Source organism: Buttiauxella sp. A111, assembly GCF_014189855.1.
GTDB classification, from domain to species: Bacteria; Pseudomonadota; Gammaproteobacteria; order Enterobacterales; family Enterobacteriaceae; genus Buttiauxella; species Buttiauxella selenatireducens.
Genome location: NZ_BJFN01000010.1, coordinates 1 through 19,862 on the forward strand (window position 1 = coordinate 1; position 19,862 = coordinate 19,862).

At 50.3% G+C, this 19,862-nt stretch carries 17 protein-coding genes; 12 read left to right on the forward strand and 5 right to left on the reverse strand.

Annotated elements, in window-relative coordinates; all coding sequences use genetic code 11:
• Window positions 1–117: hypothetical protein (locus BSPA111_RS22730; protein WP_255459265.1), on the forward strand; the 117-nt coding region annotated here is incomplete at its 5' end.
• Window positions 118–144: 27 nt separating this feature from the next.
• On the opposite strand, the gene BSPA111_RS20945 is transcribed toward BSPA111_RS22730, so the two are convergent.
• Window positions 145–1,665 carry a YifB family Mg chelatase-like AAA ATPase gene (locus tag BSPA111_RS20945; RefSeq protein ID WP_183273069.1) on the reverse strand — a complete coding sequence of 507 codons (1,521 nt, stop codon included), beginning with the start codon at window positions 1,663–1,665 and terminating at the stop codon, window positions 145–147.
• A gap of 356 nt (window positions 1,666–2,021) precedes the next feature.
• Here BSPA111_RS20945 and ilvL point away from each other — a divergent pair, with 356 nt between their 5' ends.
• From ilvL to ilvA, 6 genes are all read left to right on the forward strand, one after another.
• On the forward strand, window positions 2,022–2,120 hold the full coding sequence (gene ilvL, locus BSPA111_RS20950) for an ilv operon leader peptide (RefSeq protein WP_072009493.1): 99 nt from the start codon (window positions 2,022–2,024) through the stop codon (window positions 2,118–2,120).
• Between the two features lie 139 nt (window positions 2,121–2,259).
• Window positions 2,260–3,906 carry an acetolactate synthase 2 catalytic subunit gene (gene ilvG, locus BSPA111_RS20955; protein ID WP_183273070.1) on the forward strand — a complete coding sequence of 549 codons (1,647 nt, stop codon included), beginning with the start codon at window positions 2,260–2,262 and terminating at the stop codon, window positions 3,904–3,906.
• A complete protein-coding gene (gene ilvM / locus BSPA111_RS20960; RefSeq protein WP_183273072.1) occupies window positions 3,903–4,160 on the forward strand; it encodes an acetolactate synthase 2 small subunit in 258 nt (85 codons plus the stop codon). Before ilvG ends, ilvM begins: the two co-directional genes overlap by 4 nt.
• A gap of 19 nt (window positions 4,161–4,179) precedes the next feature.
• Entirely contained in the window at window positions 4,180–5,112 is a 933-nt protein-coding gene (locus BSPA111_RS20965; RefSeq protein ID WP_183273073.1) for a branched-chain amino acid transaminase, read from the forward strand.
• Between the two features lie 63 nt (window positions 5,113–5,175).
• Window positions 5,176–7,026, forward strand: a complete 1,851-nt coding sequence (gene ilvD / locus BSPA111_RS20970) for a dihydroxy-acid dehydratase (protein ID WP_183273074.1) — start codon at window positions 5,176–5,178, stop codon at window positions 7,024–7,026.
• Window positions 7,027–7,028: 2 nt separating this feature from the next.
• Complete coding sequence (gene ilvA, locus BSPA111_RS20975) at window positions 7,029–8,573, forward strand: threonine ammonia-lyase, biosynthetic (protein ID WP_183273149.1); 1,545 nt, start codon at window positions 7,029–7,031, stop codon at window positions 8,571–8,573.
• Here ilvA and ilvY read toward each other — a convergent pair.
• A complete protein-coding gene (ilvY, locus tag BSPA111_RS20980; RefSeq protein ID WP_183273150.1) occupies window positions 8,570–9,463 on the reverse strand; it encodes an HTH-type transcriptional activator IlvY in 894 nt (297 codons plus the stop codon). The two genes, ilvA and ilvY, sit on opposite strands and share 4 nt — an antisense overlap.
• A gap of 166 nt (window positions 9,464–9,629) precedes the next feature.
• On the opposite strand from ilvY, the gene ilvC reads away from it, so the two are divergent.
• Window positions 9,630–11,105, forward strand: a complete 1,476-nt coding sequence (gene ilvC / locus BSPA111_RS20985; protein ID WP_183273076.1) for a ketol-acid reductoisomerase — start codon at window positions 9,630–9,632, stop codon at window positions 11,103–11,105.
• Window positions 11,106–11,280: 175 nt separating this feature from the next.
• Here the strand turns inward: ilvC and ppiC are convergent, their stop codons facing one another.
• Complete coding sequence (ppiC, locus tag BSPA111_RS20990; RefSeq protein WP_139883115.1) at window positions 11,281–11,562, reverse strand: peptidylprolyl isomerase PpiC; 282 nt, start codon at window positions 11,560–11,562, stop codon at window positions 11,281–11,283.
• A gap of 83 nt (window positions 11,563–11,645) precedes the next feature.
• Between ppiC and rep the strand changes: the two genes are divergently transcribed.
• Window positions 11,646–13,667: a DNA helicase Rep gene (gene rep, locus BSPA111_RS20995; protein ID WP_183273077.1), complete on the forward strand. Its 2,022-nt coding sequence runs from the start codon at window positions 11,646–11,648 to the stop codon at window positions 13,665–13,667.
• A gap of 1 nt (window position 13,668) precedes the next feature.
• Here rep and gppA read toward each other — a convergent pair whose 3' ends face one another.
• Both gppA and rhlB read right to left on the reverse strand, forming a co-directional pair.
• Window positions 13,669–15,153 (reverse strand): guanosine-5'-triphosphate,3'-diphosphate diphosphatase, encoded by a 1,485-nt coding sequence (gppA, locus tag BSPA111_RS21000; RefSeq protein ID WP_183273078.1) that lies wholly within the window; start codon window positions 15,151–15,153, stop codon window positions 13,669–13,671.
• A gap of 6 nt (window positions 15,154–15,159) precedes the next feature.
• Window positions 15,160–16,431 carry an ATP-dependent RNA helicase RhlB gene (gene rhlB / locus BSPA111_RS21005; protein ID WP_183273079.1) on the reverse strand — a complete coding sequence of 424 codons (1,272 nt, stop codon included), beginning with the start codon at window positions 16,429–16,431 and terminating at the stop codon, window positions 15,160–15,162.
• A 131-nt stretch (window positions 16,432–16,562) separates the two neighbouring features.
• Here rhlB and trxA point away from each other — a divergent pair, with 131 nt between their 5' ends.
• The 3 genes from trxA to wecA all read left to right on the forward strand — a co-directional run bounded on the left by trxA (window position 16,563) and on the right by wecA (window position 19,853).
• Entirely contained in the window at window positions 16,563–16,892 is a 330-nt protein-coding gene (gene trxA, locus BSPA111_RS21010; RefSeq protein WP_034461718.1) for a thioredoxin TrxA, read from the forward strand.
• A gap of 357 nt (window positions 16,893–17,249) precedes the next feature.
• Window positions 17,250–18,509, forward strand: a complete 1,260-nt coding sequence (rho, locus tag BSPA111_RS21015; protein WP_034461716.1) for a transcription termination factor Rho — start codon at window positions 17,250–17,252, stop codon at window positions 18,507–18,509.
• Window positions 18,510–18,761: 252 nt separating this feature from the next.
• Window positions 18,762–19,853, forward strand: a complete 1,092-nt coding sequence (wecA, locus tag BSPA111_RS21020) for a UDP-N-acetylglucosamine--undecaprenyl-phosphate N-acetylglucosaminephosphotransferase (RefSeq protein ID WP_183273080.1) — start codon at window positions 18,762–18,764, stop codon at window positions 19,851–19,853.
• The last annotated feature ends 9 nt before the right edge of the window (window positions 19,854–19,862 follow it).

The following is a 19,862-nucleotide window of genomic DNA, read 5'->3' on the forward strand; positions in this document are numbered from 1 at the left end:
GCGCAGATGGTGAAGTTACCGATAAGAAGAGAAAGAGCCTTCCCGAGGGTGGTGAAGGAAAGGCCACATAAATATGGTAAAGCCAGGAACAAAAATGCCAGTCAGTTGCTTAACTGACTGGCATTAGGGCTAAGGCCCCATTTTTTATCCAATAAGCTGCTGTAAGTGAATCAGCAAGCGGTCGATTGCGCGATAGCTTAGCGCCTCCAAAAGATGTTCCCGCTTTATCTTCTCGCACTCCTGAATATCTGCGATTGTTCGTGCAACTTTTAATAATCGATGCCATGCGCGAACTGATAATCCCAGTTTTAGCAACGTTGCTTCCAACCAAATCGCATCACTGTGCTCAATGACACAATGTTTGCGAATTTCATGGTTATCCAGCCTCGCGTTTAGCTTTTGTTGGCGAATATATTGCCGCTGCTGTGTGGCGATGACCCGAGCTCTTACATCGCTGCTGCTTTCACTGCTCAGAACGGGATTGCTTAACATGCCGGATGGAGGCAGGGGGATCTCGACCGATAAATCAAAGCGATCGAGAAAGGGCCCTGAAAGACGACTGAGATAGCGTAATGTCTGCTCGGGAGTGCAGCGATTATGCTTGCCCTGGTAATGCCCTGTCGGGCTGGGATTCATCGCAGCTAGCAATTGGAAATTAGCCGGATAACTGATTTTGGCCCGAGTACGAGAGATGTGAATTTCACCCGATTCTATAGGCTCACGTAATGCATCAAGCACACGACGTTCAAATTCCGGGAGCTCATCGAGAAACAGGACTCCGTTGTGCGCCAACGAGATTTCACCGGGCCGGGGAATCGAACCGCCACCAACCATGGCACTTAGTGAAGCACTGTGGTGAGGCGCCCTGAATGGACGCTGACGCCACTGCTGCTGTAGCGTATGTGGATTGACCAGGCTGAGAATGGCCGCACTCTCCAATGCTTCGTTGTCGTTTAATGGCGGGAGCAGCGTTGTCAGACGGCTGACTAACATGGTTTTGCCCGTACCTGGTGGCCCAATGAGCAAGAGGTTGTGCCCACCCGCTGCTGTGATTTCCAGCGCTCGTTTCCCTTGGGACTGGCCAAAGATTTCATTGAGATCTTGTCGATGCTCAATCTGCTGATGCTGTAGCTTTTCTGGGGCAGGCAATTCACCCTTGCCTTCCAGAAATGCGCATACCTCGGTGAGATGACTTGCAGTAAGGCAGCCTGCTTGCTCAATTAAGCCAAGTTCCGCAGCGTTTTCATCTGCAACAACAATCTTCTTCCCTGATTTTAAAGCCTCCATGGCAGACGAAATCGCGCCAGGGACGCCACGTAACGCACCGGTAAGCGCGAGTTCTCCAACGAACTCATATTGACTCAACTTATCGGTTGAGAGTTGCTCAGACGCTGCCAGCAGCGCTAGCGCGATGGGTAAGTCATACCTACCACCATCCTTCGGAAGATCTGCTGGCGCGAGATTTATGGTTATCTTACGGGCCGGAAAAACGTAACCACTATTTATGATGGCACTTCGTACCCGGTCCCGTGCTTCACGGACGGTTGTTTCCGGCAAGCCAACCAGAGTCAAACCTGGCAATCCCTGGCTGATATGAACTTCTACGGTGACCAGCGGTGCGGCAATGCCTAAAGCTGCCCTTGTATTAACAACTGCCAGTGACATAGTTGGTTCCTCTGGGATGAGTTTTTATCCTGGCAGTTAGCAGATACCGTCAAAAGAGGTGAAATGCTATTTCTCGATAAGCCTTCCAGACTTTCGAGCGAGACATCTTATTTTGAAAACTATTCTGCGATGTGTATTGCAAAAGATTTATTTATTGAGGGTGTTTTTGGTAAAGGAATAAGAGTTTGCTCTGCGTGAAATATTTTCACTATCGCGTTATCTACTGAAAACAAATAGGTTTTCTGTAAGTCTATTTTTAAAGTCTTTCACTGGTCATAAAAAAATCTTGTGTATCTGGCTGAGCCTGTGATAACTCTGTAGGCATTACTTCGAACAAGTTGTCAGAACATACAAATATGAAAGCCCTTCTACAAGTGATTAGCCTAGTCGTGATTAGCGTGGTGGTGATTATTATCCCACCGTGCGGGGCTGCACTTGGAGAAAGAAAGGCTTAAAAATCAAGCCTGAATCGAAAAGAACCCCCGCACCGAAAGGTCCGGGGGTTTTTTGTTGGGCAAAGAAATTCGGAGAGGAACAGATGATGCGTTACAGAATAAAATTCTGTTTCTCCGATAATGAGACGGGGAACTAACTATGAATGGTGCACAGTGGGTGGTACATGCGTTGCGAGCGCAAGGGGTAGAGACTGTATTCGGCTATCCGGGTGGCGCAATAATGCCAGTTTACGATGCGTTATATGACGGTGGTGTAGAACATTTACTTTGCCGTCACGAGCAGGGCGCAGCCATGGCAGCCATTGGTTATGCTCGTTCTACTGGAAAAACAGGCGTTTGCATCGCAACTTCCGGGCCTGGTGCGACCAACTTAATAACAGGTCTTGCTGATGCGCTATTAGATTCCGTTCCAGTCGTTGCCATAACCGGCCAGGTTGCAGCTCCATTTATTGGTACTGACGCTTTCCAGGAAGTCGATGTTTTAGGATTGTCACTCGCCTGCACTAAACACAGTTTCCTCGTTGAATCTTTTGATGATTTGCCCCGCGTTCTCGCAGAAGCTTTTGAGATAGCAAACTCCGGTCGTCCAGGCCCAGTCTTGGTCGATATACCCAAAGACATCCAGCTTGCACAAGGCGACCTGGAGCCCTGGTTATCAACTGTTGAAGATGATGTTGAAATGCCACGCGCAGAGCTGAACCTGGCCTTCGAAATGATTGCCAATGCTCGCAAACCGATGCTGTATGTTGGTGGTGGAGTTGGTATGGCTCAGGCTGTTCCTGCATTGCGTGAGTTCATCGCAGTTACCAACATGCCTTCAACCGTAACACTGAAAGGTTTGGGTGCGGTTCCGGCAGACAATCCATTTTATACCGGCATGTTAGGAATGCATGGCACCAAAGCGGCGAATCTTGCCGTGCAAGAGTGTGACTTGCTGATTGCTGTGGGCGCACGTTTTGATGACCGCGTAACGGGCAAACTGAATACCTTTGCCCCACATGCCAAAGTGATTCATATGGATATCGACCCGGCGGAATTGAGCAAGTTGCGCCAGGCGCATGTCGGATTGCAGGGGGATTTGACTCAGTTATTGCAGGCTCTGCAACAACCGTTGGATATCACTGAGTGGCAGCAGGAAGTTGCGACCTTACGTGCCGAAAACCCGTGGCGTTACGATCATCCAGGTGAAGCCATTTTTGCTCCGCTGTTGCTGAAGCAAATCTCCGACCGTAAACCACAAGAATGCGTGGTGACCACCGATGTGGGCCAGCACCAAATGTGGACGGCTCAACATATGTCCTTTACTCGACCGGAGAACTTCATCACGTCGAGTGGTTTAGGGACGATGGGCTTTGGGTTACCAGCGGCAGTAGGGGCGCAAGTAGCCCGGCCGAACGATACGGTAATCTGTATCTCCGGTGATGGCTCCTTCATGATGAATGTTCAGGAGTTGGGCACCGTAAAACGAAAACAGCTGCCGTTGAAAATCGTTTTACTGGATAACCAACGTTTAGGGATGGTTCGCCAGTGGCAGCAGATGTTTTTCTCCGAACGTTACAGCGAAACCAACCTCTCTGATAACCCCGATTTCCTCACGCTGGCCAGCGCCTTCGGTATCCCTGGCCTTCACATTACCCGTAAAGACCAGGTCGAAGCCGCCATCGACACCATGCTGAATAGCGATGGCCCGTACATGCTTCACGTCTCAATTGATGAGTATGAAAACGTCTGGCCGTTGGTACCACCCGGTGCCAGTAACTCACAAATGCTGGAGAAATTATCATGATGCAACATCAGCTCGCTGTGCAGGCCCGTTTTCGTCCTGAAACCCTGGAGCGCGTGTTACGCGTCGTGCGCCACCGCGGTTTTCAGGTGTGTTCTATGAACATGGTCACGCTGGGGAATACCGACGATATTAATATTGAATTGACCGTTGCCAGCCTGCGTCCAGTCGAATTACTGTTTAGTCAATTAAGCAAACTGGTTGACGTGGGCCGCGTCGAAATCCAGCACCAAACAACACAACAAATCCGCGCCTGAGCGTAGAAGGAAGAGAATAATGACAACGAAGAAAGCTGATTACATCTGGTTCAATGGTGAGATGACGCCGTGGGGCGAGGCAAAGGTTCACGTAATGTCTCACGCACTGCATTACGGGACATCGGTATTTGAAGGCATCCGTTGCTACGAATCTCACATTGGTCCAGTGGTGTTCCGCCATCGCGAACATATGCAGCGTCTGCGTGATTCAGCAAAAATCTATCGTTTCCCTGTATCGCAAAGCGTTGATGAGCTGATGGAAGCTTGCCGCGCCGTTATTCGCAAAAACAATCTGACCAGCGCATACATCCGCCCGTTAGTGTTTGTTGGTGATGTCGGTATGGGCGTGAACCCACCAGACGGATACACCACTGATGTGATCATCGCAGCCTTCCCATGGGGTGCATATCTCGGTGCAGAAGCGCTGGATCAAGGGATCGATGCGATGGTCTCCTCCTGGAACCGTGTGGCGCCAAACACCATTCCTACAGCTGCGAAAGCAGGGGGTAACTATCTTTCTTCCTTGCTGGTTGGCAGCGAAGCGCGCCGCCATGGTTATCAGGAAGGGATTGCGCTCGACGTGAACGGTTACATCTCCGAAGGTGCGGGCGAAAACCTGTTTGAAGTGAAAGATGGCATTCTGTTTACCCCTCCGTTTACCTCATCCGCGCTGCCGGGCATTACTCGCGACGCCATCATTAAACTGGCGAAAGATATGGGTATCGAAGTGCGCGAACAAGTGTTGTCTCGCGAATCACTCTATCTGGCGGATGAAGTGTTTATGTCCGGCACAGCGGCAGAAATCACGCCAGTTCGTAGCGTTGATGGTATTCAGGTGGGCGAAGGTCGTTGTGGCCCGGTCACCAAACGCATTCAACAGGCTTTCTTTGGCCTGTTTACGGGTGAGACTGAAGATAAATGGGGCTGGTTAGATCCAGTAAACCCGCAGTAAAAAATGATAATCAAGCGGATGGCGATAGATCGTCCGCTCTCAGACAGACGGGAGTAAATAAGCATGCCTAAGTACCGTTCAGCCACCACCACCCACGGCCGTAATATGGCGGGTGCCCGCGCTTTGTGGCGCGCAACTGGGATGACTGATGCCGATTTCGGCAAGCCAATTATTGCGGTAGTGAACTCCTTTACCCAATTCGTACCAGGCCACGTACACCTGCGCGATTTGGGAAAACTGGTTGCCGAACAAATTGAAGCCTCCGGTGGCGTGGCAAAAGAATTCAACACCATTGCCGTTGATGACGGTATCGCCATGGGACACGGCGGCATGCTTTATTCTCTGCCGTCACGCGAGCTGATTGCCGACTCCGTGGAATACATGGTGAACGCACACTGCGCCGATGCGATGGTGTGTATCTCCAACTGCGACAAAATCACCCCAGGGATGTTAATGGCCTCTTTGCGCCTGAACATTCCGGTTATTTTTGTTTCTGGCGGCCCGATGGAAGCCGGGAAAACCAAGCTGTCTGATCAAATCATCAAGCTGGATCTGGTTGATGCGATGATTCAGGGTGCCGATCCGAAGGTCAGTGACGAGCAAAGCGAGCAGATTGAACGTTCCGCATGCCCAACTTGCGGCTCTTGTTCAGGTATGTTCACCGCCAACTCGATGAACTGCCTGACCGAGGCGCTGGGCTTATCCCAACCGGGTAACGGATCTTTGCTGGCAACACACTCCGATCGTAAAGAGCTGTTCTTGAATGCCGGCAAACGTATCGTCTCCCTGACCAAGCGTTATTACGAACAAGATGATGAAAGTGCGTTGCCACGCAGTATCGCCAGTAAAAAAGCTTTTGAGAACGCCATGACGTTGGATGTTGCGATGGGTGGCTCGACCAATACCGTTTTGCATTTGCTGGCTGCGGCTCAGGAAGCTGAAATCGACTTCACGATGACTGACATCGACCAGCTTTCTCGCAAAGTGCCTCAGTTGTGTAAAGTCGCGCCAAGCACCCAGAAATACCATATGGAAGATGTGCACCGCGCGGGCGGCGTCATCGGTATTTTGGGCGAGTTGGATCGTGGTGGTTTATTGCATCGTGACGTGAAAAACGTGTTGGGCCTGACGCTGTCGCAAACGCTGGAACAGTACGACGTCATGCTGACCAAAGACGAAAGCGTGAAAAGCATGTTCTCTGCGGGCCCGGCGGGTATTCGTACCACTAAGGCGTTCTCACAATCTTGCCGTTGGGATTCTCTGGACGTTGACCGTAAAGAAGGTTGTATCCGTTCCAAAGAGCATGCGTACAGCCAGGAAGGTGGTTTGGCGGTTCTGTACGGCAACTTCGCGGAAAATGGCTGTATCGTGAAAACCGCAGGCGTGGACGATGAAAGCCTGGTGTTCCGTGGCCCTGCAAAAGTCTACGAGAGCCAGGATGATGCGGTTGAAGCCATCCTTGGTGGAAAAGTTGTGGCGGGCGACGTCGTCGTCATTCGCTACGAAGGGCCAAAAGGCGGGCCGGGCATGCAAGAGATGCTCTACCCAACGACTTTCCTGAAATCTATGGGCCTCGGAAAATCTTGTGCTCTGATCACGGATGGCCGTTTCTCTGGTGGTACGTCTGGTTTGTCTATTGGCCACGTTTCTCCAGAAGCGGCAAGCGGCGGCAATATCGCACTGATTGAAGATGGCGACATGATTGCGATTGATATCCCGTCTCGTGGTATCCAACTGGAACTGTCGGAGCAACAAATGGCAGCTCGTCGTGAAGCGCAAGAAGCTCGCGGTGATCAGGCCTGGACTCCACTTGCGCGTGAACGTCAGGTCTCCTTCGCTCTGCGCGCTTACGCCATGCTTGCCACCAGTGCTGATAAAGGTGCGGTGCGCGATAAAAGTAAGCTTGGAGGCTAATGATGGCCGAATCACAACCGCTACCAGACGCCCCTTGCGGGGCGGAATATCTGCGAGCCGTGCTGCGCGCTCCGGTTTACGAAGTTGCGCAGGTCACGCCATTGCAGAAGATGGAAAAGCTGTCGTCACGTCTGGATAACGTCATTCTGGTGAAACGTGAAGATCGCCAGCCGGTGCACAGTTTTAAACTGCGCGGCGCGTATTCGATGATTGCTGGACTGAACAGCGAGCAAAAAGCCAGTGGCGTGATTACGGCATCGGCGGGCAACCACGCCCAGGGCGTGGCGCTTTCTTCAACGCGTTTGGGCATTAAATCTTTGATAGTCATGCCGGTGACCACGGCGGATATCAAAGTGGATGCTGTCAGAGCGTTTGGCGGTGAAGTGCTTCTGCATGGCGCAAACTTTGATGAAGCGAAGGCTCGCGCCATCGAACTTTCGCAACAGCAGGGTTTCACTTACGTGCCTCCGTTCGACCATCCGGCAGTGATTGCCGGACAGGGCACGCTGGCGCTTGAGCTGCTGCAACAGGATGCGCATATCGATCGCGTATTTGTACCTGTTGGCGGTGGCGGTTTGGCAGCGGGTGTTGCGGTGTTGATCAAGCAGTTGATGCCGCAAATCAAAGTGATTGCCGTCGAAGCAGAAGATTCAGCCTGTCTGAAAGCGGCATTGGATGCGGGCAAGCCGGTTGATCTGGCGCGTGTGGGTTTGTTTGCTGAAGGCGTAGCGGTAAAGCGCATTGGCGATGAAACTTTCCGTCTGTGCCAGGAATATCTCGACGACATCATCACCGTAGATAGCGATGCAATCTGCGCCGCCATGAAAGATTTGTTCGAAGATGTTCGTGCTGTTGCGGAGCCGTCTGGCGCTTTAGCGCTGGCGGGCATGAAGAAGTATATCCAGCAGCATCAGATCCGTGGCGAGCGCCTTGCGCATGTGCTTTCAGGTGCTAACGTCAATTTCCACGGTCTGCGTTACGTATCTGAACGTTGCGAATTGGGCGAACAGCGTGAAGCATTGCTGGCCGTCACCATTCCTGAGCAAAAAGGCAGCTTCCTGAAATTCTGCCAGGTGCTGGGTGGGCGTTCGGTCACCGAGTTTAACTATCGTTATTCCAGTTCGTCAGATGCCTGCATTTTCGTGGGGGTTCGTCTGACACGCGGCGTAGAAGAGCGGCACGAGATTATCGCACTGCTGAACGAAAATGGTTATGGCGTGGTCGATCTTTCTGATGACGAGATGGCGAAACTGCACGTGCGCTACATGGTGGGTGGGCGTCCGTCTAAGCCATTGCGCGAGCGGTTGTACAGTTTCGAATTCCCGGAATCACCAGGTGCTTTGCTGAAATTCCTGCAAACACTGGGGACGCACTGGAATATCTCGCTGTTCCACTACCGTAGCCACGGTACGGATTATGGTCGTGTGCTGGCGGCATTCGAACTGGGCGATAACGAGCCTGATTTCGAAACCCGGCTTAACGAGCTGGGCTACGATTGCCATGACGAATCTAACAATCCGGCGTTCCGTTTCTTCCTGGCGGGTTAGTAACTGCCGGGCAGTAACTTCCAGAACGCATGAACAAGCGGCTCATTGAGCCGCTTTTTTTGTACACAAACGCCTAGCTCGAACGGCGTGGTTTCATCGCTGCGTTCCAGTATCTGCACGCGGTTACGTACCGGCTCAGGGCTATTTTCCAGCACGATTTCGGGAATCAACGCCACGCCGCAGCCCAATGCCACCATCGAAACCATTGCTTCATGCCCCGCGACAGTCGCGTAAATAAACGGATTACTGATTTTTTGTCGGCGAAACCATAGCTCAATGCGGCGGCGTACCGGTCCTTGATCCGGCAAAATAAACGGTACTTTTGCCCAGTCGGGATCGGGCTGATTCACTTGCGCACGAACCGGGCAGGGCAACGCCGGGGCGATAAGTGCCACAGATAAGTTATCCAGAATCGAGAATGCAATACCTGGAGGCAATGTCTCAGGTTTGCCTGCAATAGCGATATCAGCCTCGTCAGAATCCACTTTTTCTACGGCGTCGGCGGCATCGCCCGTGGTCAGTTTTATCTCCACGTTGGGGTGCTCCGCACGGAATCTATCGAGAATGGGGGGTAAATGACTGTACGCAGCGGTGACGGAGCAAAAAAGATGTAACTCCCCGGTGAGCGACGGCCCTTCCTGCCCAATGGTGTGGCGCATTTGCTGATATTGCAAAAGGGTATGTTGGGCGAACTGTTTGAGTTGTTCTCCGGCTTCCGTCAGCGTAACGGTGCGGTTATCGCGTAAAAACAAGGGTTGACCCAGATCGTCTTCAAGGCGCTGGATCTGGCGCGAAAGCGTCGAAGGGCTCACGTGCATCGCACGTGCACTTCTGCCGAAATGGCGACTTTCCGCAAGATGAAGGAACGTTTTCAGATCGCGCAAATCCATGGTCATCAACCCTCATTTCTACGTTGCAAAAATTGCAACGTCACGTTGTTAATATATCAATTTAAGCAACGCGTTTCCTGTCATATAGTGAATTCATTATCGCAAGCAAGACACGGCTGGCGAACCTTACAAAAGCACAACACGACAATGACGGAGTACCACTACGATGGCTAATTATTTCAACACTTTGAACCTGCGCCAGCAGTTGGCGCAACTGGGTAAATGTCGTTTCATGGGGCGTGATGAATTCGCCGATGAAGCAAGCTACCTCAAAGGCAAAAAAGTCGTCATCGTCGGTTGTGGCGCACAGGGCCTGAACCAGGGTCTGAATATGCGTGACTCCGGTCTGGACGTGGCTTATGCGCTGCGTGCAGAAGCTATCGCTGAGAAACGTGCATCCTGGCGTAAAGCGACCGAAAACGGTTTTAAAGTTGGGACTTACGAAGAGCTGATCCCGCAGGCGGATCTGGTCGTTAACCTGACACCAGACAAACAGCACTCAGCGGTAGTTAAAGCTGTTCAGCCAATGATGAAAGATGGCGCAGCACTGGGTTACTCCCACGGTTTCAACGTGGTTGAAGTTGGCGAGCAAATTCGTAAAGACATCACCGTGGTGATGGTTGCTCCAAAATGCCCAGGTACTGAAGTTCGTGAAGAATACAAACGTGGTTTCGGCGTACCGACGCTGATTGCGGTTCACCCGGAAAACGATCCGAAGGGTGAAGGTATGGCGATCGCCAAAGCCTGGGCTGCGGCTACTGGTGGCCACCGCGCAGGTGTTCTGGAATCTTCCTTCGTGGCTGAAGTGAAATCAGACCTGATGGGCGAGCAAACTATTCTGTGCGGTATGCTGCAAGCCGGTTCCCTGCTGTGCTTCGATAAGCTGGTGGAAGAAGGTACCGATCCAGCATACGCTGAGAAACTGATTCAGTTCGGTTGGGAAACCATCACTGAAGCGCTGAAACAAGGTGGTATTACGCTGATGATGGACCGTTTGTCCAACCCGGCAAAACTCCGTGCTTATGCGCTTTCTGAACAATTGAAAACCATCATGGCTCCACTGTTCCAGAAACACATGGATGACATCATCTCTGGTGAATTCTCTTCCGGCATGATGGCTGACTGGGCAAATGACGATAAAAACTTGCTGACCTGGCGCGAAGAGACCGGCAAAACGGCATTCGAAACCGCTGCGCAGTTTGACGGTAAAATCTCTGAGCAGGAATACTTTGATAAAGGCGTTCTGATGATCGCCATGGTGAAAGCGGGCGTTGAGCTGGCATTCGAAACCATGGTGGATGCGGGTATTATCGAAGAGTCTGCTTACTACGAATCTCTGCACGAGCTGCCATTGATTGCGAACACCATTGCTCGTAAGCGTCTGTACGAAATGAACGTGGTTATCTCCGATACCGCAGAATACGGCAACTACCTGTTCTCTTACGCAGCGGTTCCATTGCTGAAAGAGTTTATGACCACGCTGCAAGCGGGCGATTTGGGCAAAGAAATTCCAGCGGGTGCGGTTGATAACGCACAATTACGTGAAGTTAACGAAGCGATTCGCAATCATGAAATCGAAACCGTTGGTAAGAAGCTGCGTGGGTATATGAAGGATATGAAACGTATTGCAGTAGCAGGCTAATTCCTCGTCGCCTTTCGACTTGCAGATGCGTTGGCTGCATTCGCACAGTCCAGTCACATAGTTATCTATGCTCCTGGGCTGTACTCATTTGCCGCCTTCCTGCAAACCGAAATCCTTAGAGGAACTCTTTCGCACGTAAGCCCGGTAAGCATTAGCGCTGCCGGGCTTTTTGCTCTTAGTTCCGGTACAACACTTTGATGATGTGGTAGCCAAACTGCGTGTGCAGCGGGCCTGTTGGCTCGAGCAGCGGGCAGGAGAACACCACTTTATCGAACGCCGGAACCATCTGGCCCTGACGGAATTCACCTAAGTGACCGCCTTTTTTGCCTGACGGGCAGGTGGAATGCTTTTTAGCCAGTTTCTCAAAGTCGCCGCCATTCTGAAGCTGCGCCAAAATTTCCTGAGCCAGTTTTTCTTCCTTAACAAGGATATGCAATGCTGCCGCGGTTTTTGCCATGATAGTACCTTGAGTCATGTTGATTACGCTCGTTATACTACCATGCTCTTTTTCTCCCCTCCTGACTTTCATTGAGTGACCTTATGCGTTTAAACCCTGGCCAACAACAAGCCGTCGAATTTGTCACTGGGCCTTGCCTGGTTCTGGCTGGCGCAGGCTCAGGCAAAACGCGTGTCATCACCAATAAAATGGCGTATTTGATCCGCGAATGCGGGTATCAGGCTCGTCATATCGCCGCCGTTACGTTTACCAATAAAGCGGCGCGTGAGATGAAAGAGCGTGTCGCACAAACGCTGGGGCGCAAAGAAGCGCGCGGCTTACTGATCTCAACTTTCCATACCTTGGGGCTTGAAATCATTAAGCGTGAATACGCGGCGCTTGGGATGAAATCTAATTTCTCATTGTTTGATGACACCGACCAGACAGCCTTGCTGAAAGAGCTGACCGAAGGTTTGCTCGAAGAAGATAAGACTTTATTGCAGCAACTGATCTCAACGATCTCAAACTGGAAAAATGATCTGATGTCGCCTTCTCAGGCCGCAGCGCAGGCGAAAGGAGAGCGTGACCGAATCTTCGCCCATTGCTATGGCCTGTACGATGCACACCTGAAATCCTGCAACGTGCTGGATTTTGACGATCTGATTTTGCTGCCGACGCTGCTTTTGCAACGTAACGAAGAAGTGCGTGAACGCTGGCAAAACCGCATCCGCTATTTGCTGGTGGATGAATATCAGGATACCAACACCAGTCAGTATGAATTAGTGAAGCTGCTGGTGGGTGCGCGCGCGCGGTTCACCGTGGTAGGGGATGATGATCAGTCGATCTATTCCTGGCGTGGCGCGAGGCCACAAAACCTCGTCCTGCTAAGTCAGGATTTTCCGGCACTTCAGGTCATTAAACTTGAACAGAACTACCGTTCATCCGGGCGTATTCTGAAGGCGGCGAATATTCTGATCGCCAATAATCCCCATGTTTTTGAAAAGCGGCTTTTTTCGGAGCTGGGTTACGGCACTGAATTGAAAGTGGTGACGGCAAATAGCGAAGATCATGAGGCTGAGCGGGTGACTGGCGAGCTGATAGCTCATCATTTTATCAATAAAACCAGCTACAAAGATTACGCTATTCTCTATCGCGGGAATTTCCAGTCGCGCGTGTTTGAGAAGATGCTGATGCAGAACCGCATTCCTTATCGCATTTCAGGCGGAACATCATTTTTCTCCCGACCGGAAATCAAAGACCTCCTGGCTTATTTGCGTGTACTGACCAACCCAGATGATGACAGCGCATTCATGCGTATCGTGAATACACCGAAACGTGAAATCGGACCGGCTACGCTGCAAAAACTGGGTGCATGGGCGATGCAGCGCAATAAAGGTTTGTTTGGCGCCAGCTTCGACATGGGTTTGAGTCAGACGCTTAGCGGGCGTGGCCTGGAGTCGTTACAGCGTTTTACCCATTGGTTGCGCGATGTGGCAACTCTTGCTGAACGTGAGCCGATTGCGGCTGTACGCGATTTAATTCATGGCATTGATTATGAAAGCTGGCTCTACGAAACATCGCCTAGCCAGAAAGCGGCAGAAATGCGTATGAAAAACGTCAACCAACTGTTTAGTTGGATGACCGAAATGCTTGAAGGATCGGAAATAGACGAGCCGATGACGCTAACTCAAGTCGTCACCCGTTTTACCCTGCGCGATATGATGGAACGCGGAGAAAACGATGAAGAAGCCGATCAGGTTCAGTTGATGACTCTTCATGCCTCGAAAGGGCTGGAGTTCCCCTATGTATTTTTAGTGGGGATGGAAGAAGGACTGCTGCCGCATCAAAGCAGTATTGATGAAGATAATATCGAAGAAGAGCGTCGCCTAGCGTATGTGGGTATTACTCGCGCGCAGAAAGAATTGACCTTTACGCTGTGTAAAGAACGCCGTCAGTATGGCGAACTGGTGCGACCGGAGCCGAGTCGCTTCTTACTGGAATTACCACAAGATGATTTGCAGTGGGAGACCGAACGCAAAGTGGTATCGGCTGAAGAGCGGATGCATAAAGGCCAGAATAATGTTGCCAACATCCGTGAAATGCTGGCAAAAGCACGTAAAAACTGAGTTACTTGATGGTCAGAGGCCAGTGAACATAGCTTTGCCACAGGCTTTCTTGTGCCAGTAATTCAGCCCCCAATGGATGACATTCAAGCCACTTTTCTGGCAGCTCCAGAAGTAAGGTTTCACTTTCCACTTTCAGCGTGATTTCCGGCAGGATGTCATCCCGGCGGCGGCTGGCGAAAATAATCGCCAGACGTAGCAGACGGCAAAGATGTTCTGCAATGCGCGGCGGCACAGCATTTTGCTGGTGGAGTGAAGAGAGATCGACGGGGTTTGTCTGGTTTAACATCAGTGTCGAAAGCAGCTTTTTCTGTGCAGGTGTATAACCCGGAAGATCGAGATTCTTCACCAGATAGGCGGCATGTTGTGGTGCTTGTTTAAAATCGACACTCAGACCAATTTCATGAAGCAAAGCGGCGCTGTTTAGCATTTCGATGCTGAGCGGTGTAAGGCTCCATGCGTCCTTGACCTGGTTGGCGAGAGCCTGAGCTAACTGTTGGACGCGCTCTGCCTGGCCAGTATCGACCATAAAACGGCGTTGGATATTACGCACCGTGCGACTTCTGATTTCCTGATTAACAGACAGATGAAGCATTCCGTAGACCAGACCTTCACGCAACGCGCCACCTGCAAGCGTCATGCAATCAATCGATAACTCTTCGAATATCGCAATTAAAATGGCAAGACCGCTTGGGAACACCAGTGCTCTTTCGAGCGTCAGACCTTCAATTTCCAGCTCTTCAAGCCGCCCACATTGAATCGCTCTTTGCTTCAGCTGTTGAAGTTTTACAAGCGTGATGCGTTCGTCCATTCCCTGCGCCATCATGATTTCTTGCAATGCTTGCACGGTGCCAGAAGCCCCGACGCATACCTTCCAACCATGATGTTTTAACCGATCACAAATGGGCCTGAGCACTTCTTTTGCAGCCGCTTCTGCGGCATCAAAGTTTTCTTTTGCCAGATTTCGGTCGCTGAAGAAGCGCTCGAGCCAGGTCACACAACCCATGGATAAGCTAAACAGCGCTGTAGTTTGCGCACCGCTGCCAGTCACGAGTTCAGTACTGGCACCGCCGATATCAACGACTAAGCGCTGATCTGCACCACCCGTAGTGTGAGCAACCCCCTGATAAATCAGGCGAGCTTCTTCTTCACCATGGATAATTTGTACCGGGCAACCGAGAATTTTTTCAGCCTGCTCGATGAATTCATTGGCATTGATAGCAAGGCGCAGTGTCGCGGTGGCGACAACACGAATTTGTGTCTGAGGGATATCTTGTAGACGTTCAGCAAATAAGCGCAGGCATTGCCACCCGCGCTCCATCGCTTCGCGTGAAAGCGTATTATCGCTGCTTAAACCAGCAGCAAGACGTACTTTCCGTTTAATGCGGGCAAGGGTTTGTATACTCCCTGCCACCTCACGTACAACCAACATATGAAAGCTATTTGAGCCTAAATCAATTGCTGCATACAGCGAGGTGGAGCTGAGCATAAATTTTTAACCTGTGCGACGACGATTACCACGGGAGGCGCCACCATTACGGCGAGGACCGTTACCCGGACGGGAACGTGTCAGACGCTTCGGTGGAGGAAGTTCGCTTAACAGTGCTTCAGTTTTGTACTTACTGACTGGGATTGAGTGACCGATATAGGTTTCAATAGCAGACAGGTTTAACGCATAGTCTTCACACGCAAGGCTGATGGAATGGCCACTTTCACCTGCACGACCGGTACGGCCAATACGGTGAACGTAGTCTTCGCAGTCATCCGGTAAATCGTAGTTGAAAACGTGAGTCACTAACGGGATATGTAAACCGCGAGCGGCAACATCGGTTGCAACCAGAATATCGAGATCGCCACGGGTGAATTCATCAAGGATGCGCAGACGTTTTTTCTGAGCAACATCACCTGTTAACAGCCCAACACGATGTCCATCTGCAGCAAGGTGACCCCAGATATCTTCACAACGGTGTTTGGTGTTGGCAAAGATGATTGCGCGATCTGGCCACTCTTCTTCGATAAGCGTCTGTAGCAGGCGCATTTTTTCTTCGTTAGAAGGGTAGAACAGCTCTTCTTTGATGCGATGACCGGTTTTTTGTTCCGGCTCAACTTCCACGTATTCCGCGTTGTTCATCTGCTCGAACGCCAGTTCACGCACACGGTAAGATAATGTGGCGGAGAACAGCATATTCAGGCGTTGGGTGACAGGTGGCATGCGACGGAACAACCAGCGGATATCTTTAATAAAGCCCAGATCGTACATCCGGTCGGCTTCATCCAATACCACAACCTGAATTGCACCTAAGTTAATGTGGTTTTGTTTAGCGTAATCAATCAAACGGCCCGTTGTGCCGATAAGAATATCAACACCGCTTTCCAGTACTTTAAGCTGTTTGTCGTAGCCATCGCCACCGTATGCCAGCCCGAGTTTCAGACCGGTCGATTGTGCAAGTGGCTCTGCATCAGAGTGAATTTGTACTGCCAGTTCACGAGTCGGCGCCATGATTAAGGCACGCGGCTGGTTCACCTGGCGATTCTCTGGAACCGGGTGAGAGAGTAAATAATGGAACGTTGACGTTAAAAACGCCATCGTTTTGCCAGTACCGGTTTGCGCCTGCCCTGCAACGTCACGATTCGCTAGTGTCAGCGGTAGTGCCAGTGCCTGAATTGGGGTGCAGTTATGAAAGCCTTTATTTTCAAGGGCTTCAATCACCTTAGGGTGTAGGGCGAAGTCGGAAAACTTCTGTTCGGTCAAATGTGTTTTGCTCATAGTGTGGTAGAATATCAGTTTACTATTGCTTTACGAAAGCACATCCGTTGAAATAAACGGGGTGAAATAAAGTCACCCTGAGTTGGTTAATGCTACACCAACAAGGTAGACATAATCCTGCGGAGTAGAACATGAGCGATAAAATTATTCACCTGACTGACGACAGTTTCGACACGGACGTGCTAAAAGCTGATGGGTTGATTCTGGTTGATTTCTGGGCAGAGTGGTGCGGTCCATGCAAGATGATCGCCCCGATTCTTGATGAAATCGCTGATGAATATCAGGGCAATCTGACCGTTGCTAAACTGAACATCGATCAGAACCCGGGCACGGCACCGAAATACGGTATCCGTGGTATCCCAACTCTGTTGCTGTTCAAGAACGGTGAAGTGGCTGCGACCAAAGTAGGTGCGCTGTCTAAAGGCCAGTTAAAAGAGTTCCTCGACGCTAATCTGGCATAATGGAATCTCAGCCGGTGCGTGCGGGTTCGCAAATTTTTGTGAGCTGCTGGACGCCCGGCGTCAGTCATGCTAAGTTACTTTTACTGCATTTTGAACTTGTCTTGTAGTTTGAATCTTTGTAATACCCAATGCTTCCAGTTAACTTTCACTAAGACGCTGTTTTACAGTGAACATACGGTCGCAAAATCGATTTCGGGCGTATCACCCATTCCGTCGTGTCGTTTCAGTTCTGCGTTTTTCCTATGACCAGACAGCGATAAGACATGTGGTGGTGGCCATTAAACAGGCATGGATGATCCTGCCATACCATTCACGATACATGTTCGAGATTTACCCCGAGTTTAAGAACCCACCATTATGAATCTTACCGAATTAAAGAATACGCCGGTTTCTGAGCTGATTACTCTCGGCGAAAATATGGGGCTGGAAAACCAAGCCCGTATGCGCAAGCAGGACATTATTTTCTCCATCCTGAAGCAACATGCGAAGAGTGGCGAAGATATCTTTGGTGACGGTGTACTGGAGATATTGCAGGACGGATTTGGTTTCCTCCGCTCTGCAGACAGCTCCTACCTCGCCGGTCCCGATGACATCTACGTTTCTCCCAGCCAAATCCGCCGTTTCAACCTCCGCACAGGGGATACCATCTCCGGTAAGATTCGTCCGCCGAAAGAAGGTGAACGTTACTTTGCACTGCTGAAAGTTAACGAAGTTAACTACGACAAACCGGAAAACGCGCGTAGCAAAATCCTGTTCGAAAACTTAACCCCGCTGCATGCTAACTCTCGTTTACGCATGGAACGTGGTAACGGTTCTACTGAAGACTTAACCGCTCGCGTACTGGACCTGGCATCCCCAATCGGTCGCGGCCAGCGTGGCCTGATTGTGGCACCGCCGAAAGCCGGTAAAACCATGCTGTTGCAAAATATCGCGCAAAGCATCGCCTACAACCACCCTGATTGTGTGTTGATGGTTCTGCTGATTGATGAACGTCCTGAAGAAGTGACTGAGATGCAGCGTCTGGTTAAGGGTGAAGTTGTTGCTTCTACCTTTGATGAGCCAGCCTCTCGCCACGTTCAGGTTGCTGAAATGGTCATCGAGAAAGCGAAGCGTTTGGTTGAGCATAAGAAAGACGTGATCATTCTGCTCGATTCCATTACCCGTTTGGCTCGTGCCTACAACACCGTAGTACCGGCATCCGGTAAAGTATTGACCGGTGGTGTGGACGCCAATGCCCTGCATCGTCCAAAACGCTTCTTCGGTGCAGCGCGTAACGTGGAAGAGGGTGGTAGCTTGACTATCATCGCTACGGCTCTGGTTGATACCGGTTCTAAAATGGATGAAGTTATCTATGAAGAATTTAAAGGTACCGGCAACATGGAACTGCATCTGGCGCGTAAAATCGCTGAGAAGCGCGTGTTCCCTGCTATCGACTATAATCGTTCAGGTACGCGTAAAGAAGAATTGCTGACGACTCAGGAAGAACTGCAGAAAATGTGGATCCTGCGTAAAATCATCCACCCAATGGGTGAGATTGATGCGATGGAATTCCTCATCAATAAGCTGGCGATGACGAAAACCAACGAAGACTTCTTCGATATGATGAAGCGCTCGTAAGCAATAAAAACTCGGGGAACGCCACGCTTAGTCGTGGCGTTTTTCTTTAGTGGTATATACGATATAGAATCGACCATCACCGTTAGGCATCAACCGTGGCAAAGGATGCCATAATTTTATTATCAAAAACGCTGAGATAACGTTGTGTAAATAATAAATCGGTTGTTCAAGGATTCGATGTATATAACCATTGGACTGGGTAGACTTTGATTGAGTTCGCCTTGACCTTTTATTTTGCAGAGAGCTTGCACTGTGAATTTAATCACCGCTGGAACTGACCTGGTAAGTATTTTTTTATTCACCACCGTTTTTCTTTTCTTCGCACGCAAAGTGGCGAAAAGAATCGGCTTGGTAGATAAACCAAACTTCCGCAAACGCCACCAGGGACTCATTCCTTTGGTGGGCGGCATTTCTGTTTATGCCGGAATCTGCTTTACCTTCCTGATTGCCAATTATTACATTCCCCATGCGTGGCTCTATTTGACCTGTGCCGGGGTACTGGTGTTAATCGGTGCTCTGGATGACCGCTTTGATATCAGTGTAAAAATTAGAGCCTCAATACAGGCATTAATTGGCATTGTTATGATGGCTGTCGGGAAATTATACCTGGTCAGCCTTGGGTATATTTTTGGTTCCTGGGAAATGGTACTCGGCCCATTCGGTTATTTTTTAACCTTGTTTGCGGTTTGGGCAGCAATAAATGCTTTCAACATGGTTGATGGTATAGATGGCCTGCTGGGAGGACTTTCTTGCGTATCCTTTGCGGCAATGGGAATTATCCTTTATTTCGATGGGCAATTGAGTCTGGCGATGTGGTGTTTCGCAATGATTGCGGCCATCCTGCCTTATATTCTTTTAAACCTCGGGATACTTGGACGCCGCTATAAAGTGTTTATGGGTGATGCGGGTAGCACACTCATTGGCTTTACTGTTATCTGGATCTTGCTGGAAACTACGCAGGGTCAAACTCATCCAATCAGCCCAGTCACTGCCTTGTGGATTATCGCCATTCCTTTAATGGACATGATTGCCATCATGTACCGTCGGTTACGCAAAGGTATGAGTCCATTCTCCCCAGATCGTCAGCACATTCACCATTTGATCATGCGTGCTGGGTTTACTTCTCGTCAGGCTTTCGTGCTTATCACAGCAGCAGCAGCGTTGCTTGCCAGCATCGGTGTTGCTGCTGAATATATTCATTCTATTCCTGAGTGGGTAATGTTGGCATTATTCTTGCTTGCATTTGTTCTATATGATTATTGCATCAAGCGCGCCTGGAAAGTGGCTCGTTTTATAAGACGTCATAAGCGTCGGCAACGTAGAAACAGCAGTGGCATTTCTTAATTCTGAATG